The following is a 25,787-nucleotide window of genomic DNA, read 5'->3' as shown; positions in this document are numbered from 1 at the left end:
GGACGCTTTTAAGCCTTGGAGGGGCTTGAAGCGTGTATGTCATCACTCGCTTAGGGTTGGGAGGCCCAAGGCATGTTGGAATTGCGCAATGTGTCGAAGATGGTGGGGCGTGACTATCACATCCGCCCGACCAATCTCGCACTCAAGCGGGGAACGCTGAACGTCCTGCTTGGCCCGACACTCTCGGGCAAGACCTCGCTGATGCGCCTGATGGCCGGGCTTGATCGCCCGACGGAAGGCCAGATCTTCGTGGATGGCGTGGATGTGACCGGCATGCCGGTGCAGAAGCGCAATATAGCCATGGTCTACCAGCAGTTCATCAACTATCCGGCGCTGAGTGTGTACGAGAATATCGCATCGCCCATGCGCATTGCCGGCAAGGATGCGGCAGTGATTGATCGCGAGGTGCGCAAGGCCGCCGATCTTCTGCGTCTATCGCCCTATCTTGATCGCATGCCGCTCAATCTTTCCGGTGGCCAGCAGCAGCGCACGGCGCTCGCCCGCGCCATCGTCAAGAATGCCAATCTGGTTCTGCTTGATGAGCCGCTCGCCAATCTCGACTACAAGTTGCGCGAGGAGTTGCGCGAGGAACTGCCGAAGATCTTTGCGGCCTCCGGAGCGATCTTCGTCTATGCAACGACCGAACCTTCGGAAGCGCTTCTGCTTGGCGGCAGCACGGCCACGCTTGCTGAAGGTCGGGTCACGCAGTTCGGCGAGACGATCGAGGTCTATCGCAAGCCATCCGATCTCCTGACGGCGCGCACCTTTGCCGATCCGCCTTTGAATACGATCGAACTGGTGCATGAAGGCGCAAGCCTTCTGCTGGAGGGCCGACCGGTGATGCCGGTGCCGGCGCATTTGACCGGGATGCCGATCGGCCCGGTCACCATCGCCTTCCAGCCGCATCATTTGATGCTGAAGCCACGGCCCTTTACGCATCCCCTTTCGGCGCGCACGCAAGTGTCGGAAATCGCCGGCTCGGAAAGCTTCATCCATCTGGAATTTGCCGGCGAAAAATGGGTCCTGCTCACCCATGGCATTCACGATATCGATCCGGACCAGATGCTCGATGTGCATCTGGATGCCCGCCATCTGATGGCATTCGATCCGCAGACGGGCCGTGCGCTCGTTTCTGCTGACACCGTCGCGGCGTGAGGAGGACGACATGGCCCGTATCACCCTCGACCATATCCGCCACGCCTACAGCGCCAAGGCAAAGGCTGCCGGCGATTATGCGCTGAAGGAAGTTCACTATGAATGGGAGGATGGTGGCGCCTATGCGCTGCTTGGCCCTTCCGGCTGCGGCAAGACCACGCTTCTCAATATCATTTCCGGCCTCCTGCACCCATCCGATGGACGCATACTGTTTGACGGCAAGGACGTGACGACGCTCTCCACCGAGGCGCGCAACATTGCCCAGGTCTTCCAGTTCCCCGTCGTCTACGACACGATGACGGTGTTTGATAATCTGGCCTTTCCGCTGCGCAACCGGCATGTGCCGGAAGCTGAGGTGCGAAGCCGCGTTACGCACATTCTGGAGATGACAGACCTTGCATCCATGGCCAATCGCCGTGCGCAGGGGCTGACGGCCGACCAGAAGCAGAAGATATCGCTCGGCCGGGGGCTGGTGCGCTCGGATGTCAATGCCATCCTGTTTGACGAACCGCTCACCGTCATCGATCCGCATATGAAATGGCAATTGCGCTCGCAGTTGAAGCGGCTGCATCGCAGCTCGCGCTTCACCATGGTCTATGTCACGCATGACCAGACGGAAGCCCTGACCTTTGCCGACAAGGTTGTCGTCATGCATGACGGGCAGATCGTCCAGATCGGCACGCCGGCGGAGCTCTTTGAGCGGCCAAGCCATACCTTTGTCGGCTATTTCATCGGTTCGCCGGGCATGAATGTCATGCCGGTGACGGTGGAGGGTGCTTTAGCGCGGATCGGCGAGCAGGCCATTGCCCTGTCCGGCGTGCCAAAACTCGCGCGCGGTGCAAAGCTTGAACTGGGCATCCGGCCGGAATTCGTGCGGTTGGGGCGCGATGGCATGGCGATCGATATCGGCAAGGTGGAGGATATCGGCCGCCAGAAGATCGTGCGGGCAAGTTTCTGCGGTCAACCTCTGTCCATCGTTCTGGCCGAGGATGACGAGATCCCCGCGGATGCACGCGTGACGTTCGATCCGGCCGCCATCGGCATTTTCGCCGATAGCTGGCGCGTCGGCATGGAGGGCTGAGACATGAACACGACATGGAATAACAAGGCCTGGTTCATGGTGCTGCCGGTTCTGGTTCTGGTGGCGTTTTCCGCCGTCATTCCGCTGATGACGGTGGTGAACTATTCGGTTCAGGATACGTTCGGCAATAACCAGTTCTTCTGGGCCGGAACCGACTGGTTCGTCGAAATCCTCACCTCCGACCGCTTCTGGGATGCGCTTGCGCGCAATCTTGTCTTTTCCGGCATTATTCTGGCCATCGAAGTGCCGCTCGGCATTTTCATCGCGCTCAATATGCCAAAGACCGGGCCGGGTGTGCCAGTCTGCCTTGTGCTGATGGCGCTGCCGCTGCTGATCCCCTGGAATGTCGTCGGCACCATCTGGCAGGTTTTCGGTCGCGTCGATATCGGCCTGCTCGGCTATGTGCTCAACAATCTCGGCATCGATTATAATTATACGCAGGACCCGGTGGATGCCTGGGCAACCGTCATCGTCATGGATGTCTGGCACTGGACGAGCCTTGTCGTGCTGCTCTGCTATGCCGGTCTCGTGTCCATCCCGGATGCCTATTACCAGGCGGCCAAGATCGATGGTGCGTCGCGCTGGTCGGTGTTTCGCTACATCCAGTTGCCGAAGATGAAGCGGGTTCTGCTGATTGCCGTCCTGTTGCGCTTCATGGACAGTTTCATGATCTACACCGAACCTTTCGTGGTGACCGGTGGCGGGCCGGGCAATTCCACTACTTTCCTGTCCATCGATCTTGTCAAGATGGCGGTCGGCCAGTTCGATCTGGGACCTGCGGCGGCCATGTCGATCATCTACTTCCTGATCATCCTTCTGCTGTCATGGGTGTTCTACACCGTGATGACGCAGAGCGATGCAGAGCAGACGTGAGGAGGGCGCCATGAGCAGCATTGGCACACGCAGCCGATTCGGTTTTCTGGTTCCGACGATCTACATCGTCTTCCTCATCCTGCCGATCTATTGGCTCGCCAATATGAGCTTCAAGACGAATTCCGAAATCCTCGGGGCCTTTTCGCTCTGGCCGCAGGAACCGACGCTGCGCAATTACGCGGTGATCTTTACCGATCCGTCCTGGTATAATGGCTATATCAACTCGATCATCTATGTCGTACTGAACACGGTGATTTCGGTGTCGGCAGCACTTCCGGCAGCCTATGCTTTCTCGCGCTACCGGTTCCTGGGCGATAAGCACCTGTTCTTCTGGCTGTTGACCAACCGCATGGCGCCGCCGGCAGTGTTTGCCCTGCCTTTTTTCCAGCTCTATTCGGCCTTCGGTCTCATCGATACGCATATCGCCGTTGCCATCGCCCACTGCCTGTTCAACGTGCCGCTGGCAGTGTGGATTCTGGAAGGCTTCATGTCCGGCGTGCCGAAGGAAATCGACGAAACCGCCTATATCGACGGCTATTCCTTCCCGAAATTCTTCGTGAAGATCTTCATGCCGCTCATCGCATCCGGCATTGGTGTCGCTGCCTTCTTCTGCTTCATGTTTTCCTGGGTCGAACTGCTGATTGCCCGGACCCTGACGACGACGGATGCCAAGCCGATTGCGGCCACGATGACGCGCACCGTCTCGGCATCGGGCATGGATTGGGGCGTGCTGGCCGCTGCCGGCGTACTCACCATCATACCCGGCGCGCTCGTCATCTATTTCGTCCGCAACTACATCGCCAAGGGCTTTGCCCTTGGCCGCGTGTGACAGGAGGCTCGCGATGGACTTTTCATGGATGGCCTGGACGCTGCCGACAGCGATCTTCTTCATCGTGATCTTCACGCTGATCGCGGCCATGGGCGTGTGGGAATATGTCTCGCCGGGTGGTGGCCCGCGCACTGGAATTTTAAGGTTCGAGACGACGCGCGGCGACCGTCTGTTCGTGTCGCTGCTCGGTTCGGCCTTCATTCATCTTGCTTGGCTTGGCCTTGGCGGGCCGAGCCTGTGGTGGGCTTTGGCCTTGTCTGTAGTCTATGCGATCGGCGTGTTCCGCTTCGTCTAGGCCGCAAAAGGCCGGAAGGCCTGCCGGATGGGAACCGGCAGGCGGTAATAGGAAAAAATCTGCAATCGCAAATTTGGGAGGAGACCTTATGCGACGGCACCTGATGACGACGACCGCAGCCATGCTGCTGGCCATGACGGGGACGGCCTTTGCCGATATGAACGCGGCAAAGCAGTTCCTGGACAAGGAAGTCAAGGATATGTCGGTTCTGACAAGAGCCGACCAAGAAAAGGAGATGCAGTGGTTCGTCGATGCGGCAAAGCCTTTTGCCGGCATGGAGATCAAGGTGGTTTCCGAAACCATCACCACGCATGAATATGAGGCCAAGGTGCTGGCTCCAGCCTTTACCGCCATCACCGGCATCAAGGTCACCCATGATCTGATCGGCGAGGGTGACGTGGTCGAGAAACTGCAAACGCAGATGCAGTCCGGCGAAAACATCTATGACGCCTATGTCAACGACTCAGACCTTATCGGCACGCACTGGCGCTACAAGCAGGCCCGCTCGCTGACTGACTGGATGGCGAACGAAGGCAAGGCCGTCACCAATCCCGGCCTCGACTTGCAGGATTTCATCGGTCTGAAATTCACCACGGCGCCGGACGGCAAACTCTACCAGTTGCCGGACCAGCAGTTCGCCAACCTATACTGGTTCCGTTACGACTGGTTCAACGACGCAAAGAACAAGGCCGACTTCAAGGCGAAGTATGGTTACGACCTCGGCGTGCCGGTGAACTGGTCGGCATATGAGGATATCGCGGAGTTCTTCACCGGCCGTGAAATAGGCGGCAAGAAGGTCTTCGGCCATATGGATTACGGCAAGAAGGACCCCTCGCTCGGCTGGCGTTTCACCGATGCCTGGCTCTCCATGGCCGGCAACGGCGACAAGGGCCTGCCGAACGGTCTGCCGGTCGATGAATGGGGCATCAAGGTCGATGAAAAGTCGCGTCCTGTCGGCTCCTGCGTCGCCCGCGGTGGGGATACCAACGGCCCGGCCTCGGTCTATGCCATCCAGAAATACCTCGACTGGTTGAAGGCCTATGCACCGCCTTCTGCCCAGGGCATGACCTTCTCGGAATCCGGGCCTGTGCCATCGCAGGGTGAAATCGCCCAGCAGATGTTCATGTACACAGCCTTCACCGCCGATCTGGTCAAGGATGGTCTGCCGGTCGTCAATGCGGACGGCACGCCGAAATGGCGTTTCGCGCCCAGCCCGCATGGTGTCTACTGGAAGGACGGCATGAAGCTCGGTTATCAGGACGTTGGGTCCTGGACGCTGCTGAAATCTACGCCGGTTGACCGCGCCAAGGCGGCCTGGCTTTATGCGCAGTTCGTCACATCGAAAACGGTGGACGTGAAGAAGAGCCATGTCGGCCTGACGCTCATCCGGGAATCGACGGTCCAGCACAAAAGCTTCACGGATCGTGCGCCCAAGCTTGGCGGCCTGATCGAGTTCTATCGCTCGCCGGCCCGCGTGCAATGGTCGCCGACCGGCACCAATGTTCCGGATTATCCGAAGCTGGCGCAGTTGTGGTGGCAGGCGATCGGCGATGCATCCTCGGGTGCAAAGACCGCGCAGGCAGCCATGGATTCGCTGTGCGGCGAGCAGGAAAAGGTGCTTCAGCGTCTTGAGCGCGCGGGTGTTCAAGGCGATATCGGCCCGAAGCTCGCAGCAGAGCATGATCTGGCCTATTGGAACAAGGATGCCGTTGCCAAGGGGAACCTGGCGCCGCAGCTGAAGATTGCAAACGAGAAGGAAAAGCCGATCACCGTGAATTACGACGAGTTGGTGAAGAGCTGGCAGAAGAAGTAAGACTGGCGGACCTCTGAACTCTGGCCGGTGCGTGTTCATCACGCACCGGCTTTTTTGTGCGCGCATCCGGCCCATTCGCCCTTCAGGCATCGCTGCGATCTCTTGTTCTTCGCGATATTCCTGTATACATTGCCCCTGCGTGGCCTTGATGAGGAGATTGGGGCTCTGCTGCGGAGAAGCCGACTTGGCGAAGAATGGGCATATGGGAGTGTGCCCTCCGCATGGTTTGAACCAAGGGAGGAGTATACATGGCATCCTTATCAAGACGTGTGTTCATGGCCGGGGCTGCCGTCTGCGGCCTGTTCCTGTCCAATGCTCAGGCGCAGGAAAGCGTCAAGATCGGTCTTGTCCTGCCGATGACCGGGCCATTTGCCTCAACCGGCCGCCAGGTGGAAGCCGGCATCAAGGCCTATCAGGCGCTGCATGGCAACACGGTTGCCGGCAAGAAGGTAGAAGTGGTGCTGCGCGATGATGCGGGCACGGCCGATCAGACCCGCCGCATCGCCCAGGAACTGGTCGTCAAGGATGGCGCATCGCTGCTGATGGGCTTCGGGCTGACACCGCTTGCCCTGTCTGTCGCGCCCGTATTGAACCAGGCCAAGGTTCCCGCCATCATCACCTCTGCCACGACCTCGGTGATCACCCAGAAATCGGAATTCTTCACCCGCACCAGCATGGCCGGTCCGCAATCGGCAGTGCCTGTCGCCACCTGGGCTGCCAAGAACGGGCTGAAGCGCGTCGTGACACTGGTGACCGATTACGGCCCCGGCATCGATATCGAAAAGGGCTTTACCGACCAGTTCAAGAAGGATGGCGGTGAAATCCTCGAGGCCGTGCGCGTGCCTCTGCAGAACCCGGATTTCGCGCCCTTCCTGCAGCGCGTGCGCGACATCAAGCCGGATGCGGTCTTCGTCTTCGTGCCATCGGGCGTCGGATCCATCTTCATGAAGCAATTCGTCGAGCGTGGCCTGCGCGATGCCGGCATCAAGCTGATTGCCACCGGTGACGTGACCGATGACGACCTCCTGAACGGCATGGGCGATGCAGCACTTGGCGTGATTACCGGGCACTTCTATTCGGCAAACCATGACAGCCCGGAAAACAAGGCCTTCGTTGCCGAGGTGCGCAAGGCCAACAACAATATGCGGCCGAACTTCATGTCTGTTGGTGGTTATGATGCCATGGCGCTGGCCTATGCAGCACTTGAGAAGACCAAGGGCGATACGGATGGCACCAAGTTGATCGAGGCGATGAAGGGCATGTCCTGGATCAGCCCGCGCGGCCCCATCACCATCGATGCCAAGACCCGTGACATCGTGCAGGATATCTATATGCGCGAGGTGAAATCAGTGGGTGGCGAGCTCTACAACGTCGAATTCGCAACCTTCCCCAAGGTGCGCGACCCGAACACGCCCTGAACAGGGCGCAAGCGGCAAGGACCGTGAAGTATGGGGGTCTTGCTCCGTCTTCCCGACCGGTTCGCCACGCAAAGTAGATGCGGGAGCGGTATGCGCTCCCGTAAGTCTATGATTTAAAATATAAACCTCGAGTGTTCGTGGTTTCTTTGCTTTGATATTCATGATTGCCAGGAAGTACCGATGCTGACCATTCTGTTCGATGGTATCGCCTATGGCATGCTGCTTTTCGTGCTGGCTTGTGGGCTCGCCGTCACGCTCGGCCTGATGAATTTCGTCAATCTGGCGCATGGCGCTTTTGCCATGGCCGGCGGCTATATCACTGTCGTGATGATGAACCGCTACGGCATCTCATTCTATTGGTGCCTGCCGGCAGCCTTCCTCGTTTCTGCAGCGCTGGGCGGGCTTCTGGAGGTCACATTGTACCGCAGGCTCTATGCGGCACCGCATCTCGATCAGGTGCTGTTTTCCATCGGTCTCGTCTTCATGGCCGTTGCTGGCATTGACTATGTGATGGGCGGCCAGCAGCAGCTGATCGCGCTTCCGCCGGAACTGTCCGGCCGCTTCACGCTGTTGGGCGTCGGCATTGGCCGCTATCGCCTTTTCATCATCGTCATCTGCGCGCTTCTCACCATTGCGCTACAGGCGGCCCTGACCCGCACCCGCATCGGCAGCCAGCTGCGCGCTGCCGTTGATGATGGCCGCGTGGCGCGCGGGCTTGGCATCAATGTGTCGCTGATCTTTGTGATGACCTTCGCGCTCGGCTCCGGCCTTGCGGGCCTCGGCGGCGCGCTGGGCGTGGAACTGCTCGGGCTCGATCCGAACTTTCCGCTGAAATATCTCATCTATTTCATGATCGTCGTGACGATCGGCGGCACATCCTCGATCACCGGGCCGTTTCTGGCCGCCATGCTGCTCGGCATAGCCGATGTCGCTGGCAAGTATTACATCCCGTCTCTTGGGGCCTTCATCATCTATGCGGTGATGATCCTTTTCCTGATCCTTCGCCCGAATGGGCTGTTTTTCCGGGAGGGCGGCCGATGAAGCCCGACCTCGCAAAAGATCAGGCAACCGGGTTCCTTAAGCGCAAGAGCCGCTGGAGCCTTGTCGAAATCTGCTTCTGGCTGGCGGCGCTGGCCGTCGCCTTCGTCTTTCCCTCGCAACAGCTGCTACTGGCAGAGATTGCCATTCTGGCCCTGTTTGCCGTCTCGCTTGATCTCATCGTCGGCTATGCCGGCATCCTGTCGCTCGGCCATGCCGCCTTCTTCGGTGTTGGCGCCTATGTGGCTGGTCTTGCGGCGCTGCATCTGGTGGCCGAACCCCTGATGGGCCTACTGCTGGCCGGTCTGGTTTCTGGGCTTGTGGGGCTTGCGACCAGCTTTCTTGTGCTGCGCGGCTCGGATCTCACACGGCTGATGACGACATTCGGTGTCAGCATGCTGTTGGCGGAGGCGGCAAACCAGGCCTCCTGGCTCACAGGCGGGGCCGACGGCTTGAGCGGCATCATGATCGAGCCGGTGGCCGGTCTCTTTGAATTCGATCTCTGGGGCCGCACCGGCTATCTCTACTGCCTGGCATCGCTGTTTGTGCTCACCTTCATCGCAAGGCGTATCGTCAATTCGCCCTTCGGCCTGTCGCTGAAGGCGATCAAGCGAAACGACACCCGCGCCGCGATGCTGGGCATTGCTCCCAACCGGCGCATCGTCGTCATCTACACGATTTCCGCCTTCTATGCCGGTGCGGCCGGCGCGCTGCTCACCCAGACGACAAGCTTTGTTTCACCGGACGTGCTCGCCTTTCACCGCTCGGCAGATGTGCTTCTCGTGCTGGTGCTCGGCGGTGTCGGCTATCTCTATGGCGGCATTGTCGGTGCCGTCATCTTCACCCTCTTGCGGGCCTGGCTTTCGGTCGTCACGCCGCAATACTGGATGTTCTGGATCGGCCTCATCCTCGTCGTGCTGGTGCTGCTCGGGCGCGACCGGGTCAATCCGGTCTGGCTTTTCGCACGTCTGCGCAGCCGGCTCGGCATGGGGCCGGATCCGGCCAGTCTGAAGCCTGTGGAGGACAGACCATGAGTGTGCCGGCGCTCGAAACTCAGGCTCTCGTCAAGCGCTTCGGTGGCCTTGTCGTCACCAACGAGGTCTCGCTCACCATTCGGCCCGGCGCGCGCCATGCGCTGATCGGCCCGAATGGTGCCGGCAAGACGACGATCATCAATCTGTTGACCGGCGCTTTGACGCCGAGCAGCGGGCGCATTCTTCTGGCGGGCGAGGATGTCACTGCAACGACATCCTTTGCCCGTGTGAAACGGGGCCTGGCGCGCACGTTCCAGATCAATCAGCTGTTTGGTGACCTGACGCCGCTGGAATCCACCTTGCTGGCAATTTGCGAACGACGAGGCGAAGGCCGGCGGATCTGGCGGGCAATTTCCGCTGAAAAGGCGGGGATCGAAGAGGCTGCCGCGTTGATGGAACGCTTCCGTCTGGCCGATGTCATGTGCCTGCCGACCAAGAGCCTGCCCTATGGCAAGCAGCGGTTGCTGGAAATCGCCCTTGCCATCGCGCTTGAGCCGAAAGTGCTGCTGCTGGATGAGCCGGCGGCTGGCGTGCCGGAGGAGGATCGCCACGAAGTTCTGTCCATCGTGCGCGATCTGCCGGCCGATGTGACCGTGGTTCTGATCGAGCATGACATGGATCTCGTCTTTTCCTTTGCCGACCGGATCTCGGTTCTGGCGGCGGGCCGCCTGTTTGCCGAAGGCACGGTCGAGGAGATTTCACGCAATCCCGATGTCAAGGCGATCTATCTGGGAGATGGGGCATGAGCGATCTGCTGTACATCGAACATCTGGTCGCGGGCTATGGTGAGGCACAGGTTCTGGGTGGCATCTCGCTGACCCTTGGCGAGGGGCGCTCGCTGGCGCTTCTCGGGCGCAATGGTGCCGGCAAGACGACGCTCATCAACACGATCATCGGCGTGACAACCCACCATTCCGGGCGGCTTGTCCTTGCCGGGCGCGATGTCACCCGGTTTCGGCCGGAGCAGCGTGCCGCGTCGGGTATCGGCTGGGTGCCGCAGGAGCGCAATATCTTTCGCTCGCTGACCGTGCAAGAAAATCTCACGGCTGCTGCCCGCAAGGGGCGCTGGGATGTGTCGGCCATCTATGCCATGTTTCCCCGGCTGGAAGAGCGCCGCCGCAATCTCGGCAACCAGCTCTCGGGCGGCGAGCAGCAGATGCTGGCCGTCGGGCGTGCGCTGATGCTCAATCCGCGTGTGCTGCTGCTGGATGAACCGCTTGAGGGACTGGCGCCGATCATCGTCGATGAACTTCTGGCGGCCCTTCGCCGCATCGTGACGGAGGAAGGGCTATCGGCCGTGATCGTCGAGCAGAAGGCTCGCAAGGTTCTGCCGCTCACCGACGAGGCGATCGTGCTCAACCGCGGCAGTATCGCGCTGCATGCGGCATCCGCCGATCTTCTGGCGCGCTCGTCCGAGCTGGACGCTCTCTTGGCGATCTGACGCGATCAACCATCCGCTGAGAAACGCGCTTGGCTGCCCGCCGGCCGCCACCCCAGCAACGCGACACTTACCAGTCGCTACAACGCGAAACGGCGCCCTTACGGACGCCGTTTGCATGAGTTTTATGGCATCGCCCGATCAGGCAGGGCGCTTCGTGCGCCAGCTGTCGGCATAGCTTTCGCGTGCCTGGGATGCGTAAGGGGTTGGCGAAACCCGGACGCGGATATGGGCCTGCTTATGGCGTTCGGTGGAGGTTTTACCCGAGCCACCATCCGGCTCACCCCAGACCAGCGTGAGGATTTCGCCTTCCTTGACATCGGCATCCACCACGCCGAGCGACAGTACGCAGCGCTCATTGTAGGAATAGCCGTTGAACATCGACATGCCCACCTTCTTGCCGTCGCGCAGGATCAGATCGGCGCTGGATGAGGCATAGTTCGGCTGCGGGAAATCGATCCACTTGTAGTGGTCTTCGCCCGGCCGGAAGGCCGATGCGATGACCTCCACCACGTCTTCGGCATTCCACTCGAAGGTCACCTTGCGGCGGTTGGTCTGGGTCTTCATCTTTTCCAGCGCAGCCTTGCCGATGAAGTCATCCTTCTTCCAGCCGATATAGAAGTCGTAGCCCAGCTCGAACGGATTGACGTAATAGTCCTCGATATTGTCGGAGACGAAGCTGCCGCCAATCGAGCCCATGGCTTCATAGCTGTCGGCGCCCAGCCAATCGCGATAGGCCGCCATCATGCCGTCGCCGGTATAGATCCCCGGCAGAGGCGAGGGGATCCATCCCGATTCCAGCGTGTTGGTGGAATAGGCGCGGCTGCCGCAGCGCACGAGATCGACGCCGGCATCCTTTGCGGCTTCCAGAATGCAGGAGAGAATATAGCTCTTGTCCTCGTAAGGACCCCAGACTTCCAGGCCCGGTGCGCCGGACATGCCGTGGCGCAGCGCCTGCACCTTCTTCGATCCGATATTGATCCAATCGACGTGGAAGAACTTGATTTCCTGGACCGGTCCGCCATTCATCTTTTCAAAGATCTTCGGCGCATCCGGTCCCTGGATTTGGAAGCGGTAATGCGTGCGCAGAACGCGCTCGCCCTCGGGGCGCGACGGCGAACGCGGATCGTGCTTGATGCGCACATTCCACTTGCCATAGGCAGCACAGAACATCAGCCAGTTGGATGTCGGGGCGCGGCCGACGAGGATGAACTTGTCCTCGCGTTCGCGGAAGATGATGTGGTCTCCGATGACGTGACCATTGGGCGTGACCGGCACGAAATGCTTGGCGCGGTTCAGGCCGAAATTCGAAAATGCATTGATGCCGTGATGGCTGAGGAATTTTTCGGCTTCCGGGCCTTCGACGATCAGTTCGTCCATGTGGTGCGACTGATCAAATAGCACGGCGGAATGGCGCCATGCGGCTTGTTCGCTCCGCCAGTTGGCAAATTCCGGTGCGACGACCGGGTATACATACATGCCGCCCTTGGTGTTGCGCAGCAAATCGACGGCATTGCGTGAATCTGCCAATACCTGGCTCAAGCTGGATTTCATCTGAGTGCCTCCTCCCGATTGATATTGTCTCCTGTATACACAGAACGACGAAGCGCGATGATTTGCAAGTGCAAAATCATCCGGTCCGACAGATTTTCAGGCATGCAGAAGCTAAGACGCCGCAGGGTGGCGCCTTGAAAACGCTCAGACAAACCGGATCAGGCCTGGACGAGCGCCAGAACCTTGACCTTGTCGAGGAGTGAGGGGTCTTCGTGCAAAATGTATTCAAGATTGTTGCGGGCCGTGCGCGCATGTTCGCGCGCAATGGCCTCAGCCCGCGCGCCCTCGCGCTGCTCTATGGCGCGCACCAGCGCCCGGTGCTGCTCCTGCGCCGTGCGCAGCGAACGGCGAAACGCCATGATGTCCGAGCGGTTGGGCAGAAAGGCGGAGGGCGAGGCAAAGGGCAGGGCACTCGCCCGTTCCACTTCGCGGCGGATAACGTCGCTGCCGCAAAGCCCCGCCATCTGTTTGTGGAAAATCTCGTTGAGATCCGCATAGGTGTCGAAGTCGAGATCGTCGGCATCCTCGCCGAAACAGGCGTCAAGCCGGGCTACCGTTTCCTTGATCTCGGCCATCAGTTCCGGCGCGACGCCGCGTTCTGCTGCAACTCTTGCCGCCATGCCCTCCATCACGCCACGCACTTCGATTGAATCGGCCACATCCGTGAAGCCAAAGCGCCGCACGATGAAGCCGCCACTCGGCAACCGGTCGAGCAGGCCTTCTTCAGCCAGCCGTGACAGGGCCTCGCGGACAGGGGTGCGGGAAATATCGAGCAGTTCCGCCAGTGGCACTTCGAACAGCCGGGTTCCCCCTTGCAACTCGCCGCTCAAGATCCGTTCCCGCAACTCGATAACGGCCCTCCGGCCATGCGTGGCCGCTTCCCCCTGCTTCATGTCTGCTTCCCTGCTCATTCCTGCCGATGCCTCGCTCGCCATCGCCTGCGCGCCGTGCGCGTACCTCTCGTCTGTATAACACGCCCGGTAAGGCAAGCCTATCATCGGCTGTGTCAGGACATGCGCTTCTTCAGGCTGGCTTTCACCACATCATGCAGATCGGTTTCCGCGCCAAGTCCGCACTGTCCCATGGCTGCCTGTACATCGGCGATCTCGTCTGCCAGCGTGCCCTGCAGGCCAAGAGCTGCCAATGTCTCGGCGCTTTCACGCATTTCGGCGGCGCGCCTTTCGCCATGGCGCAGCGTCCGTTCGAATTGATAGGCGGCAAAATCCGGCCAGTTGAGGCCCGGATAGGAGGAGGACAGCGAGGCCAGGACATAGTCGTAACAGCCGGAGGCCTGCGCGGAAAGCAGCGTCTCCACGGTCAGCGCCTCAAGCCCTTTGACGAAGAGGGAGCGGACCATCTTGATGGCCGTTGCCGCACCGATCGTCGGGCCGGCAATTTCTGCGCAAAACCCAAGCGCTGTCAGCTTTGGCAAAAGCGGCTCGGCCAGAGGCCCTGCAATCAACACCGGCGTTGCGTGCCGGCGCGGGTGAACCGGCGCCATCACTGCCATGTCGAGATAGTCGGCCCCTGAACGCGCCACCAGCGATGCCGTTGCCCGCTTGCGCTCCGGCGAGACCGAGTTGATGTCGATCAGCAGATGTCCCCGTCTCAGATGGGACGCAAGGTCTGCGACGGCGGCAAGGCTCTGGTCGGCGGTTACGGCGCTGAAGATCCAGTCGGCAGTAGCAAGCTCACCCGCGGTTTCAACCACTGCCGCACCGCGTTCCGTCATGGCTGCGCGCATGTCGCCATTAGCCTGGCCGCGCAGCGCGTGATCATAGGCAAGGACCGACAGATCCGGTCTCGTCAGGCCTTCGTGAAAGGCGCGGCCTGCTTCTCCATACCCCAAAAAGCCGATCCGCATGCGCCCCTCCTCAAGCAGACGACGTCATTTGGCAAATACGACGGTCTTGTCCTTGTTCAACAATACGCGATCTTCCAGGTGCCAGGCAACAGCGCGGGCCAGTACGCGCCGCTCGATGTCGCGCCCCTTGCGCACCAGATCGTCCGGTGTATCGGCATGGCTGACCGGCTCGACATCCTGGCAGATGATCGGCCCTTCATCCAGATCGCCGGTCACATAATGGGCCGTTGCGCCGATCATCTTCACGCCCCTTCTGTGCGCCTGGTGATAGGGTTTGGCGCCCTTGAAGCCGGGCAGGAAGCTGTGGTGGATATTGATGCAGCGGCCCGACAGGAATGCGGAAAACGCGTCGGACAGGATCTGCATATAACGGGCGAGTACGACCAGTTCGGCGCCTGTCTCCTCGATCAGGTGGCGCACCGCATTTTCCTGCTCGGCCTTATTGTCTTTGGTGACGGGCAGGTGGTGATAGGGGATCTGCCCCAGTAGGGTCAGGTTCAGTGTTTCGCGGGCGTGATTGCCGACAATGGCGACCGGCTCTATGTTCAACTCTCCGATGCGCGCGCGGTAGAGAAGATCGCCGAGGCAATGGTCGAATTTCGACACCAGAAGCAGCACCTTGCGTTTGCTTCCCGCCGGACGAAGTGTCAGGTCTAGGCCAAACCGTGCGATATCCTCGCCAAGGCCTGCCCGCAGAGGGTCGATCGCACTCTCGAGACGAAAGGCCACCCGCATGAAAAACATGCCGGTTTCCGGATCGTCGAACTGGTGTGCCTCGGTAATATCACCGCCCTCGCGGGCGATCCGTCCGGCAATGGCGGCAACAATGCCACTTCTATTGTTGCAGCGAAGCGTCATGATGTAATCGGTCATGGGTCATGCCTGCGGGCCTTTTCGGCCTGCCTCCTCATTCAGAATTGAAATCATCGAATGGCCCGCCACCCTGCGCGGCGCGGCTGGATTGACGACCGGGCGCTGATCACCAATGCCGTTTTGGACATGGATCTATTCCTTGTGTTGAACCGGCGGCGTGCCGTGGGTGTGGAAAGTGTCGATGGTCTTCAGGCCCCAGGCCTGGCCCTTCTTGCGCTCGGTCTCCGTCCAGGTCACGGTCGGCCAGTCCGGGCGCAGGATCAGGCGTGCACCGGCATTGGCGAGTTCCACGCGGTTGCCGGCGGGTTCCCATACATAGAGAAAGAATGTGCCCTGAATCGCGTGCTTGTGCGGGCCGGTTTCGATATGGACGCCGTTTTCAAGAAAGATATCGGCAGCCCGCAGGATGTCTTCGCGCTGGTCCACGGCGTAGGTCACATGGTGGAAGCGGCCCTTGGCGCCGGTGTGGTCTTCCGAATAGGCAATATCATAGGTCTTGTTATTGACGGTGAACCAGCAGCCGCCAAGGCGTCCATTGTCGAGCGCGATCTGCTCCGTCACCCGGCTGCCGAGCGCCTGCGTCATGAAGGTGCGGATGGCGCGCACATCGGTTGCGAGCAGATTCAGATGGTCGAGCCGGCGAGGGCATGCGCCGCGACCATGATAGCGTTGGGCGATATTCTTCAGCGCCGGCCTTTCGTCCGGCGGCGCCTCATAGATGCACGTGTCGTAATAGAGTTCGAAAATATGGCCGTCTGGATCGGTAAAACGGTAGGCGCGGCCATGGCCTTCGTCGCCCTCCACCCAACCAATGCCGCAGCCCATGGACTCGATCACCGCCACGCGTCGCAGAAGTGCGGCCTCGGAACTTGTGCGGTAGCCGACATGACCAATGCCTGTCGTATGGTGGCGCGACAGTTTCAACGTATGAAATTCGTAATCGTCGAAGGCGCGCAAATAGGCGCAGTCCTTTTCCACCCGGCTTGCCGTCAGGCCATAGACGCGGGTGAAAAAATCCAGGCTTTCCTCAAAACGATCGGAATAAAGCTCTACATGCCCCAGATGGGCGACGTCAAAACAGGGTTCGCTCATGGCGCAACCCCTTTGCTGCATGCATGCATAAGCGTCCCTCCCAAGACTTTATGATGCTTCAACCGACCGCTATGGACGGCTGATGGCGATGAGGCCCTCATCGCTTTCTCCTCACTAGCCAGACTGCCAGAAAGGTTTCCACCTTGCAACAGATGAATACATCGGCGAGGGCGGATTTATCCAGGGCTTGGCGAAATCCCCATTGTATCGCCGTTAATGCCGCGAATTTATGAATCTGTCTTTGCTGTTTTGAATTTTATGTATACATTATTGCTAGGGAACTGTGGAGGAAGAGGATGGACATGCGCATGAACAGCCATGAAGGGGCAGGCGTGACTTCGAGCGCGCGCAGGTCGCGTCTGATCGATCACTGGTCGATCGAAGTGATGCCGCGCACGGCGGCCAAGATCGCGGATTTTCGCCTGCTCTGCCCCGGTCAAACCCGCATCTATCTGGCGCATATCGATGGCACACCGCTGGATGATATGGTGGCGACAGCGCGCCGGTTGAACCGCGAGGGTTTTGCGGTCATGCCGCATCTGCCGGCGCGGTCTCTGGCGGGACGCGCCGAATTGCAAGATCTGCTGTCGCGCTATCGCAACGAGGCGGATGTGCGCCAGGCCCTGCTGCTTGCCGGTGGCAATGCCACTGCGTGCGGCATGTTCACAAGCTCGATCGATATGATTGAAACCGGTCTGTTTGATGCCATGGGCTTTACCGATCTGCATGTGGCCGGTCACCCGGAAGGCAATCGCGATATCGAGCGCGACGGCACGACAAAGGTGATGGATGCAGCCCTTCTGACCAAGCAGGATTATGCCAGCCGCACGGATGCGCGCATGGCGATTACCACGCAGTTTGCCTTTGATGCGCAGGGGATCATCCGCTGGGTGGAGCGTCTGGCGTCGATTGGTGTGACTCTGCCCGTGCATGTGGGCGTTGCGGGTCCGGCCAAGCTGCAAACACTGATCAAATATGCGCTCTCCTGCGGCGTCGGGCCTTCTTTGTCCATCCTGCAGAAGCGTGCGCTCGATGTGACGCGCCTTCTGACGCCCTATGAACCGACGGATCTCGTGCAGGCGCTTGAGGCCTACAAGGTGAATAACCCCGATAGCCTGCTCGACCGCATCCATCTGTTTCCGCTCGGCGGGATTGAAGCGTCTGCGAACTGGGCGCGCAAAACTGTTGGTTGAGGCGCTCTCTCGGGCTCAGCGCTTGCCGGAGAGAGCGAATTTCTTCAGGCGATACTCGAACTTCGCCCGGCTGAGGCCTAGGCGACGGGCGGCCGACGAGATATTGCCACCGGCCTGGGACATGGCGTCCCGGTATAGCGCTTCCTCCGCCTCTGCGAGATCCTCGGCTGAGGTGATCCGGCCTGGTGCCTGTGCCGGCAAGGGTTGATCGGTTTGCCCATAGGCGCGCACCCGCCCTTCGGTGCTCAAATGCTGGGGAAAGACCGGCGAGATCTCATGTCCGCTGAACAGGTGCTGGACATCGATCTGGCCGCCGGCATCGGCAAAGATCACGCCGCGCTCGATCAGGTTCTGCAATTCACGAATATTGCCGGGAAACGCATAGGCGAGCAGTGCATCCATGGCCCGGTGCGTCAGCCCGCGGCAGGTGCGGCGGTGGCGCTGCTTGAATTGCGCCAGGAAGTGCGACACCAGGAAGGGAATGTCATCGCGACGTTCGCGAAGCGGCGGAATGACGATCGGGAAAACGCAGAGGCGAAAGTAGAGGTCCTGGCGAAAGCGTCCGGCCCGCACTTCATCGGCGAGATCGACGTTTGAGGCGGCAATCACCCGCACATCGGCGGGAATTGTACGTGTGCCGCCGACGCGCTCAATCTGTCGCTCCTGGATGGCGCGCAGCAGCTTTCCCTGTGCGGCATAGGCAAGCGATGCGATTTCATCGAGGAAGAGCGTGCCGGATGCTGCCCGTTCGAAATAGCCGGCGCGTGAAGCGACGGCGCCGGTAAAGGCGCCTTTTTCGACCCCGAACAGCTCCGATTCGACCAGGTTGTCTGGAATGGCGGCGCAATTGATCGCCACGAATGGCGCACCCGCGCGGGCGCTCAGGCGGTGCAGCTGCTGTGAAAATACCTCCTTGCCGACGCCCGATTCACCGATGAGCAGCACGGTGGCCTCGGTATCAGCCACTTTTTCGACCATGGCGCGAGCCCGAAGGAAACTCGCCGAGACGCCAACGATCTGGCCAACTGCCTCTAGCGGCGCCTCGTCTTCCGGTGTGTCCTCGCCCTCCGTTTCGGTGGGCGGCGGAATTGGCCTGTTGCTTGTCGGTCGTGTGCGTTTCCATTCCAGCCCGAGATAGGCCCGCTCCGGTGCGTCATCGCCCCATTCCTCGGCATTCTGGCCTATCACCAGGCAGTGCGGCGCACCCATGGCCACGCATTCTATCTCGCGAAAGATCACAGGACGCTTGAACAATGTGCTCGTATAGCCGGTGGGATAGCCTGTCTGCATCCAGCAGACCGGCTCGCTGGCAAGTCCGTAATGGGCAATATGTTCGGCTGCTTCCGAGGAATCCTCCCAGAGGAATTCGCCGAAATAGGTGCCCCTTTTGCCGTCGAAACGGAAGTGTCGCGTCGTCACCTTGACGAAGCCTTCCAGCGTATGAACGCGCGGACCGGCGGCCAGCGCATGGGTGAGATCCTCGTTGGGAAAGCGTTTCTGGATCAGTTCTGCGTCGCGCACGCCCTGCATATAGCCCACCCGCATGAACAGGCCCTTGGCGGCCTCGACGCCGAAGGCATCGATGACCTCCTGACGCAGCCGTCCAAGCACCTGCGCCTGCATCAGCACCATGCGCTGGTCGTTGAGCCAGATCCGTCCGTCGCCGAGCGAGAAGTGCAGGGTCTCGGTCAGTTCGCTCAAGGTCGGCGATGCACCGGAATCCAGCTCGTCGAAAGCGCCGCGCGACAGCATCTTGCCGGTCTTCTTGGAGGCGGCAGCCAGGGAGATCAAGCGCGGCAGCAGATCGTCGGGCATGGGAGAGCTTTCATAAGATCGGGTATTACACGAAATTTTTTATCATTTGATGAAGTCTTGCAAGCACTTTCTGCCTGTCCTGTCCCGATCCTGATTTGCCAAAAGATAAGTCTTTCCAGCCGTTGCCCATGCTTCCAGCGCTTGCGCCAGGCCTTCTACCGAAATTGGCACGCTGTTTGCTGCATGGTGTCAGAGCCGTTGAGGAGACGGATCGGAGGACTGCACCGTCGTCGTCACCGACTGCCGGGCGAAACCCTGTTTCGTGCCGAAGGCGAAGCTTGTCCTGCTCAATTCGAAGCTTGAGGAGACACTCATCATGAACATTCATCACCCCGACTTCCTGCAATCCAGCCGCTGGGACGGCCTTGCCTATTTCTCCGGCTGGCAGGCAACCGCTGCCGGCACGGTCAATGTGCTCGATCCGGCCAATGGATCGCATGTCGCCTGCGTGGGCCTTGGTGGAGCGCAGGATATTGCCCGCGCCGCCGGCGAGGCGAAGGCCGCCCAGAAGGAATGGGCCAGGATGCTCGCATCGGAGCGGGCAAAGATCCTCAACAAGGCTGCCGATCTTCTGGAAGAAAACGGCGCGGAACTGGCGCCGTGGATCATGAGGGAGTCCGGCTCCATCCATGCCAAGGCGATGATCGAAGTCGAACATGGCGCGCTGTTCATCCGCCAGGCGGCAACACTTGCGACTGCGCCGACAGGCGCCTTCCTGCCGGGCATGGACAGCCGCACCAATTACGCACGCCGCGTGCCGCACGGCGTTGTCGGCGTCATTTCGCCCTTCAACTTTCCGCTTGTCCTGTCGATCCGCTCTATCGCGCCGGCCCTGGCTTTGGGCAATACCGTTGTCCACAAGCCCGATCCGCGCACGCCGATTTCCGGCGGCATCATCATTGCCCGCATTTTCGAGGATGCCGGTCTGCCCAAAGGCGTGCTGCACATCATTCCGGGTGGTGCAGAAGCCGGCGAAGCGCTCTGCACCGATGATAATATCGCGATGGTTTCGTTCACAGGTTCGGCGCGCGGCGGCTCCAAGGTCGGCGAATTGTGCGGAAAGCACCTGAAGAAGGTGCAGCTGGAACTCGGCGGTAAGAACGCCCTGATCATCCTTGATGATGCCGATCTCGATGTCGCCGCCTCCAATGCCGCCTGGGGTGCCTTCCTGCATCAGGGACAGATCTGCATGGCAACCGGTCTTGTTCTCGCCGATGAAAAGATTGTTGCCGGCCTCAGCGAAAGGCTGGCTGCCAAGGCCTCGCACCTGCCGGTGGGCGATCCCTCGACACATCAGGTTGCCTTGGGCCCGATCATTTCCGACCAGCAGGTGGCCGGTATCCAGGCCATAGTCGATGACGCCGTTGCCAAGGGGGCAGAGCTTCTGGCCGGCGGTACGCATGATGGGCGTTATTACAAGGCAACCGTGCTTTCCGGCGTCAAGCCCGGCATGCGCGCCTTCGACGAGGAGATTTTTGGACCGGTCGCCTGCATCGTCTCGTTCAAGAGCGACGAGGACGCCGTCGAACTGGCCAACCGCTCGGAATACGGTTTGGCCGCCGGTGTGATCTCCGCCAATGTCGGACGCGCCATGGCGCTTGGCGATCAACTGAATGTCGGCCAGCTCCACATCAACGACCAGACGGTGAATGGTGGCCCCTATGCGCCCTTTGGCGGTCGCGGCAAGTCGGGCAATGGCAGCCGCATGGGCGGTCCAGCCGATATCGAAGAGTTCACCCAGTGGCAATGGGTTTCCGTGAAGGACCAGGCGACGGCCTATCCGTTCTGACCGTCCGCAATTGGTCCCGTCAGACCTTGCTAGACTGGCCCCGCAACTGCGCGCTACCTGTGGGGCCAGTCTAGCCCTCCCAGTTATTTTTGAAGGATGTGAACCATGAAACTGCATGGCAAGACAATTGTGATAACCGGAGCGTCCTCCGGCATCGGCGGCGAAGTTGCGCGGCTGGCCCGCTTTCACGGCGCCCATGTGATTGGCGTCGATCGCAACGATCCGATGGTGACCCTCGACGGTTTCGTCAAGATGGACCTCGGTGATCCAGCCGCCATCGATGCGGCCATTTCCCATCTCCCCGCGCAGATCGACGGTCTGGTGAATGCCGCAGGCGTTCCTGGGACCGTCGATCGCGACGTGGTCGCCAGGGTCAACTATCTGGGCCTGCGCCATTTGACGGACGCGCTGGTGCCACGCATGCCCAAGGGCGGCTCAATCGTCAATTTCGCCTCCATCCTTGGCGTTGAGTGGCCGAAACGCCTGGACGCCCACAAACAGCTGGCCGCGACGGCAGGCTTTGCCGCAGGCAAGGCATGGCTGGACGCAAACCCGGTAGCCCAGGAGACTTGCTACCAGTATTTCAAGGAGGCGCTGATCGTCTGGACGAAGAAGCGCAGCGTTGAACTCTTCATGCAGCACGACATCCGCATGAATTCGGTCGCGCCCGGTCCCGTCTTCACACCGATCCTCGGCGATTTCGTCTCGATGCTCGGGCAAGAGCGTGTCGAGCGTGACTCCGCACTGATGAAGCGCCCGGCACTTGCCGATGAGGTTGCCGGTCCCGTAGTCTTCCTTTGCTCCGATGATGCACGCTGGGTGGTTGGTGCCAACCTGCCCGTTGATGGCGGCGTTGAGGCTGCTTACGTCTGATGACATCCGGCAGCTACCGCGTAAGGGCGGTGGCTGCCGGATGAGGTGTTGAGGTGAACAGAGGAAGGGAGGCCGACATGCAGGATAAGATGATTGTCGTGGACGGTGTGAACATTCGCTACCGTGATCGCGGCGGTGACGGTCCGACCGTTCTGATGACGCATGGCATCGCGGGATCGCTGGAACTGTGGCAGAAGCAGTTGGACACAGCCGATGGCACGGTGCGGCTGATAGCCTGGGACATGCCCGGCCATGGTCTGTCCGGCATGGGTGCGCAGCCCTATGATCCAGACAGTTTCAGCCGGTTTGCATGGCGCTTTGCCGATGCGCTCGGTCTTCAGAATCTGGTGCTGGTGGGCAATTCGCTCGGCGGAGCGATATCTCTGCGCATGGCCGATCTTCAGCCGAACCGTGTTGTCGGGCTCTTGCTTGCCGATGCAGCAACCCTGGGCCGGGAGACCTATCTGCCTTTCCGCCTGATGACCTTGCCCTTCCTTGGCGAATTGTTGAACAGACCCGGCCCAATGGCCGTCGAGCAGCAGTTGAAAGCTCTTTTCCATGATCCGTCGGTGGTGACCGAGGAGTTGCGTGCCTGTGTGACGCGCAACGTCCATAAGCCCGGCGCCGTTGCGCCTTTCCTGGCAACCATGCGCAGCATGACCAGTCTTTCCGGTCAGAAGCCGCAGATTGTTGACCGTTCGCGGGCAATTCTCGGCGCCCTTCAGATCCCCGTGACCATCGTGCACGGGCGCCAGGATATCGTCTTGCCGCTGTCGCATTCCCAAGCGGCCGCTGCGCTCTGCCGCCAGGCGGAGATCATCGTTCTCGAAGAATGCGGTCACACGCCGCAATTCGAGCAGTCGCAGCGCTTCAACCAGATCCTCTCGGATCTTCTGAAGAAGGCTGCCAGCCGCGAAGGGGTCGCCGCATAACGTGTTGATTGCACCCGGAGGGAGGGCCGTGTGCGCAGTGGCGGTGCTCTCCATGGCGCAAACGGCGCTGGCACGCCAAAATTGACCGCTGATGAATATGTTGCGCCGATTTCCCTACGAGGTCGGCGCAGTCTGTCGATCAGGACGCAGCGTCTTCGCTGCCATTGCCTGAGAACACGCGCACAAGAACCGCGCAGTTCGGGTCCGCCGTATCAAACAACTGGGTGGTTGGGGTCCAGCCGACAGCAACGCTCACGGCCGTACCAACTGCCCAGGATGGATCATTGGTGGCACGCTCGAGAAGCAGAGGTGCCTGGGTCGTCACGCATTGCTGGGATTGTTGTATGGCTTCGACCGGCAGATTGGCTTGCGCGACCCTTTCGCGGACTTCCGCCTGTAGCGGATCGATGACGAAAAGGGCAAAAAGCCAGGCGGCGATATCGGAGATCATGGTCTACCTCTTAGAAAGGTCGGCAACGAAGTCGGAAACGGTCCGACATCGCGAAAGTGCCGAAGCTTTCGCCAGAGGGGCCCGGACCAGCGGGTCGAACCTTATTTGGTGACGGACCGGCGGGATTCAAGTCCTGTCGCCGAGCGTTGCGAGATGGGCGGTTCGGCCCAGTTGGCGACCTTGGCGGCGAGTGCCTTTTCCAGATCGGCCAGCGGCATCGGCTTGCCCAGCATATAGCCCTGCAACTGGTCGCATCCGGCGGCCCTGACCATATCCGCCTGATCGCTGGTCTCGATGCCTTCGGCGGTGACCGGAATGCTGAGCGCCGTTGCCAGTGCAATGGTCGCGTAGAGCACGTCGCGCCCGGATGCGTTTTCTGCCGCTGCCACCACCAGCGAACGGTCGATTTTCATCCGGTCGAAACCGAAGGCGCGCAGCGTGCCGATGCTGGCATAGCCGCAGCCAAAATCGTCGAGCGCAAAGCGGATGCCTGCCGCTTTCAGAACAGTGATCGATCTTTGTGCCTGCTCAGGGTTCTTCATCAGCACGCTTTCGGTGATTTCCAGCGTCAGGCGGCGCGCATCGAAGCCTTCCTGGCTGAGCACTTTGAGAACGGCTGCGGAGAAATTCGGATTGCACAGCTGGATCGGCGAGACATTCACCGAAAGGCCGAGTTCCTGCCAGCCACTGATCGCTCGCATCGACTTGCGGATCATCTGCAACCCGAGCGTATCGATGAGGCCGCAGCGTTCGGCAAGCGGTATGAAAAGGTCGGGGCTGCGCTGGCCTTCCGGATCGAGCCAGCGTGCCAAAGCCTCGACGCCGCGGATCTTGCCGGTGCGGGCGCAGACCAGGGGCTGGAATACGGGCTGGATCTGGTCGTGATGCAGCGCATGGCGCAGCTTGGCCTCGAGTGATGCCCTTTCCTCGCGAATGCGATCCAGTTCAGGACTGTAGCGCACCGCCTGGCTGCGGCCCTGCGCCTTGGCGCGGTAGAGGGCGATATCCGCACGGCGGATCAGTTCATGCGCATCCTCGCCCGAATGACCAGTCACGAAGCCGATGCTCGCACCGATCTCGATGGTTCGACCGCTGATGTGAAACGGCACGGAAAGGGCGGACAGAAGATTGGCATTCACCTCGTCCTGCGACCGCTCGAAGCTTTGCAGAATGGCGAATTTGTCACCGCCGATACGGGCGACGACGGTGACGTCCGGATGGATGTTCTCCAGCGTACTGGCCACCCGCTTGATGAGTTCGTCACCCACGGCATGGCCCCAGGCATCGTTGACTGCTTTGAACCCATCGATGTCGATGATATGCAGACAAGCGGGTCCCTGGCCGACCACAAGCGACTGCCGCAATTCGTCCACCAGGCCGCTTCGATTATGCAGGCCGGTCAGTGGGTCGTGCATGGCTTCATACCTTGACTTCCAGGCCTGGCGCCGCAATTCGCGGGTTTCGGCGGCACCCGCCAAGCTGATGCCGAAGAGATAGAGCCCGAGCAGGCCAAGAGTGATGGCCACCAGCGGGCGAACGCTTGAATAGATCTGTGTTCCGGGCGCTGCGCTTGGCCAGGCAAGCCAGGCCACTGGCGTCTTGTCGAAGCCGTCAAGGGCAACATTCAGTCCGCTTTCGGGCTCTGCGAGCGTAAGGTGAAGGCCGACGAGTTGGTGATCGCTGGCAATCTTTGCGACAGCATCGGCATTGATTACTTTGAGGAATGTCAGAACCGAGAGGCCGCCATCGTTCACTTGATGGGAATAGGGGCGGATCGCAGCAGACGCTGCCAGGATGACGCGCCCCTTCGATGAAATGAAGCTGACATGCGGATTGGACGGCGCTTCGAGGCTTTGGTGCAGTTGTGGATTGAGTGTTGAAAAGCTCTCGCTGTCATTGAGCGCTTCGCCCTTCCAATAGGCAGAGGTTGTTGATCCGTCCGGTGCTGTGACAATGACACCGTCATATAGCGGATAGTCTTCCGTCGTCCTGCCCCAGTTCCTGAAGATCCAATCGACGGCTCCCGGTCCCTGGATTTTCGCAAAGGCATCATCCCAGACGGCATTGTCCCTGACGGTGGATGACAGGTTGTCGCGAACGCTTGAGAGGGCGGCAGTGGCAGCCCTTACCGCCCGCCGGTCATCCAACAGGTTTGCAGCATCGCGCATGTCGTTGATCACGACAGCGCCCAGCCAACCCAGAATCAATGTCGTAACGATCAGGAGACCCGATTTTATCGGCGCTGAGGCCATTGAAAAGCTTGGGAAAATGCGATGCCAAGACATGTCTGCAACGACCTAATCGATTTAAATTCGAGCCTATCCCCAGCCGCGTTCGCCGTGATGCCGCCAAGGCTCTACAACCAGAACGTAGCTCA

23 protein-coding genes are annotated in these 25,787 nt (G+C 60.3%); 15 read left to right on the top strand and 8 right to left on the bottom strand.

From position 1 onward, the window contains the following. The first annotated feature begins 72 nt into the window (after positions 1 to 72). The 11 genes from E8M77_RS02675 to E8M77_RS02625 all read left to right on the top strand — a co-directional run bounded on the left by E8M77_RS02675 (position 73) and on the right by E8M77_RS02625 (position 10,977). Positions 73 to 1,155 carry an ABC transporter ATP-binding protein gene (locus E8M77_RS02675; protein ID WP_137129063.1) on the top strand — a complete coding sequence of 361 codons (1,083 nt, stop codon included), beginning with the start codon at positions 73 to 75 and terminating at the stop codon, positions 1,153 to 1,155. A gap of 10 nt (positions 1,156 to 1,165) precedes the next feature. Continuing rightward, positions 1,166 to 2,236: an ABC transporter ATP-binding protein gene (locus E8M77_RS02670; RefSeq protein ID WP_137129062.1), complete on the top strand. Its 1,071-nt coding sequence runs from the start codon at positions 1,166 to 1,168 to the stop codon at positions 2,234 to 2,236. A 3-nt stretch (positions 2,237 to 2,239) separates the two neighbouring features. Further along, the gene (locus tag E8M77_RS02665; RefSeq protein WP_137129061.1) at positions 2,240 to 3,109 is read left to right on the top strand and encodes a sugar ABC transporter permease; all 870 of its coding nucleotides are present in this window, start codon (positions 2,240 to 2,242) and stop codon (positions 3,107 to 3,109) included. Positions 3,110 to 3,119: 10 nt separating this feature from the next. Then, positions 3,120 to 3,938, top strand: a complete 819-nt coding sequence (locus E8M77_RS02660) for a carbohydrate ABC transporter permease (RefSeq protein ID WP_137129060.1) — start codon at positions 3,120 to 3,122, stop codon at positions 3,936 to 3,938. Positions 3,939 to 3,951: 13 nt separating this feature from the next. Then, positions 3,952 to 4,233: a DUF2160 domain-containing protein gene (locus E8M77_RS02655; RefSeq protein WP_137129059.1), complete on the top strand. Its 282-nt coding sequence runs from the start codon at positions 3,952 to 3,954 to the stop codon at positions 4,231 to 4,233. Positions 4,234 to 4,321: 88 nt separating this feature from the next. After that, complete coding sequence (locus tag E8M77_RS02650) at positions 4,322 to 6,046, top strand: ABC transporter substrate-binding protein (protein ID WP_137129058.1); 1,725 nt, start codon at positions 4,322 to 4,324, stop codon at positions 6,044 to 6,046. Between the two features lie 248 nt (positions 6,047 to 6,294). Continuing rightward, on the top strand, positions 6,295 to 7,464 hold the full coding sequence (locus tag E8M77_RS02645) for an ABC transporter substrate-binding protein (protein WP_137129057.1): 1,170 nt from the start codon (positions 6,295 to 6,297) through the stop codon (positions 7,462 to 7,464). A gap of 180 nt (positions 7,465 to 7,644) precedes the next feature. Continuing rightward, a complete protein-coding gene (locus E8M77_RS02640) occupies positions 7,645 to 8,505 on the top strand; it encodes a branched-chain amino acid ABC transporter permease (protein ID WP_137129056.1) in 861 nt (286 codons plus the stop codon). After that, positions 8,502 to 9,536: a branched-chain amino acid ABC transporter permease gene (locus E8M77_RS02635; protein ID WP_137129055.1), complete on the top strand. Its 1,035-nt coding sequence runs from the start codon at positions 8,502 to 8,504 to the stop codon at positions 9,534 to 9,536. The genes E8M77_RS02640 and E8M77_RS02635 overlap by 4 nt, the downstream gene beginning before the upstream one ends. Further along, positions 9,533 to 10,282 (top strand): ABC transporter ATP-binding protein, encoded by a 750-nt coding sequence (locus tag E8M77_RS02630; RefSeq protein ID WP_137129054.1) that lies wholly within the window; start codon positions 9,533 to 9,535, stop codon positions 10,280 to 10,282. The genes E8M77_RS02635 and E8M77_RS02630 overlap by 4 nt, the downstream gene beginning before the upstream one ends. Further along, positions 10,279 to 10,977, top strand: coding sequence for an ABC transporter ATP-binding protein (locus tag E8M77_RS02625; RefSeq protein ID WP_137129053.1), 699 nt, complete (start codon positions 10,279 to 10,281; stop codon positions 10,975 to 10,977). Before E8M77_RS02630 ends, E8M77_RS02625 begins: the two co-directional genes overlap by 4 nt. Positions 10,978 to 11,115: 138 nt before the next feature. Here the strand turns inward: E8M77_RS02625 and E8M77_RS02620 are convergent, their stop codons facing one another. From E8M77_RS02620 to E8M77_RS02600, 5 genes are all read right to left on the bottom strand, one after another. After that, the gene (locus E8M77_RS02620) at positions 11,116 to 12,528 is read right to left on the bottom strand and encodes an aminomethyltransferase family protein (protein WP_137129052.1); all 1,413 of its coding nucleotides are present in this window, start codon (positions 12,526 to 12,528) and stop codon (positions 11,116 to 11,118) included. 158 nt (positions 12,529 to 12,686) lie between these two features. Next, positions 12,687 to 13,421, bottom strand: a complete 735-nt coding sequence (locus tag E8M77_RS02615) for a GntR family transcriptional regulator (protein ID WP_137129051.1) — start codon at positions 13,419 to 13,421, stop codon at positions 12,687 to 12,689. A gap of 113 nt (positions 13,422 to 13,534) precedes the next feature. Beyond that, positions 13,535 to 14,392 carry a DUF1932 domain-containing protein gene (locus E8M77_RS02610; protein ID WP_137129050.1) on the bottom strand — a complete coding sequence of 286 codons (858 nt, stop codon included), beginning with the start codon at positions 14,390 to 14,392 and terminating at the stop codon, positions 13,535 to 13,537. A gap of 24 nt (positions 14,393 to 14,416) precedes the next feature. Then, on the bottom strand, positions 14,417 to 15,265 hold the full coding sequence (gene purU / locus E8M77_RS02605; protein WP_137129049.1) for a formyltetrahydrofolate deformylase: 849 nt from the start codon (positions 15,263 to 15,265) through the stop codon (positions 14,417 to 14,419). 132 nt (positions 15,266 to 15,397) lie between these two features. Beyond that, positions 15,398 to 16,357: a VOC family protein gene (locus tag E8M77_RS02600; RefSeq protein WP_137129048.1), complete on the bottom strand. Its 960-nt coding sequence runs from the start codon at positions 16,355 to 16,357 to the stop codon at positions 15,398 to 15,400. A 308-nt stretch (positions 16,358 to 16,665) separates the two neighbouring features. On the opposite strand from E8M77_RS02600, the gene E8M77_RS02595 reads away from it, so the two are divergent. Then, on the top strand, positions 16,666 to 17,550 hold the full coding sequence (locus E8M77_RS02595) for a methylenetetrahydrofolate reductase (RefSeq protein WP_246659102.1): 885 nt from the start codon (positions 16,666 to 16,668) through the stop codon (positions 17,548 to 17,550). Between the two features lie 15 nt (positions 17,551 to 17,565). Here the strand turns inward: E8M77_RS02595 and E8M77_RS02590 are convergent, their stop codons facing one another. After that, positions 17,566 to 19,365 (bottom strand): sigma-54-dependent Fis family transcriptional regulator, encoded by a 1,800-nt coding sequence (locus E8M77_RS02590; RefSeq protein ID WP_137129047.1) that lies wholly within the window; start codon positions 19,363 to 19,365, stop codon positions 17,566 to 17,568. A 316-nt stretch (positions 19,366 to 19,681) separates the two neighbouring features. On the opposite strand from E8M77_RS02590, the gene E8M77_RS02585 reads away from it, so the two are divergent. From E8M77_RS02585 to E8M77_RS02575, 3 genes are all read left to right on the top strand, one after another. After that, the gene (locus tag E8M77_RS02585) at positions 19,682 to 21,154 is read left to right on the top strand and encodes a benzaldehyde dehydrogenase (RefSeq protein ID WP_137129046.1); all 1,473 of its coding nucleotides are present in this window, start codon (positions 19,682 to 19,684) and stop codon (positions 21,152 to 21,154) included. 105 nt (positions 21,155 to 21,259) lie between these two features. Next, on the top strand, positions 21,260 to 22,027 hold the full coding sequence (locus tag E8M77_RS02580; RefSeq protein WP_137129045.1) for a coniferyl-alcohol dehydrogenase: 768 nt from the start codon (positions 21,260 to 21,262) through the stop codon (positions 22,025 to 22,027). 77 nt (positions 22,028 to 22,104) lie between these two features. Next, a complete protein-coding gene (locus tag E8M77_RS02575; protein WP_137129044.1) occupies positions 22,105 to 22,959 on the top strand; it encodes an alpha/beta fold hydrolase in 855 nt (284 codons plus the stop codon). A 139-nt stretch (positions 22,960 to 23,098) separates the two neighbouring features. On the opposite strand, the gene E8M77_RS02570 is transcribed toward E8M77_RS02575, so the two are convergent. Next, positions 23,099 to 23,410: a hypothetical protein gene (locus tag E8M77_RS02570; protein ID WP_137129043.1), complete on the bottom strand. Its 312-nt coding sequence runs from the start codon at positions 23,408 to 23,410 to the stop codon at positions 23,099 to 23,101. A gap of 101 nt (positions 23,411 to 23,511) precedes the next feature. After that, complete coding sequence (locus tag E8M77_RS02565) at positions 23,512 to 25,662, bottom strand: bifunctional diguanylate cyclase/phosphodiesterase (protein ID WP_246659101.1); 2,151 nt, start codon at positions 25,660 to 25,662, stop codon at positions 23,512 to 23,514. Positions 25,663 to 25,787 lie beyond the last annotated feature (125 nt).

Origin of the sequence: Rhizobium sp. FY34, assembly GCF_005222845.1 — a bacterium.
Classification (GTDB): Bacteria; Pseudomonadota; Alphaproteobacteria; order Rhizobiales; family Rhizobiaceae; genus Neorhizobium.
The sequence above is the reverse complement of the archived record's forward strand: the minus strand, read 5'-3'. Positions and strand labels throughout refer to the sequence as shown.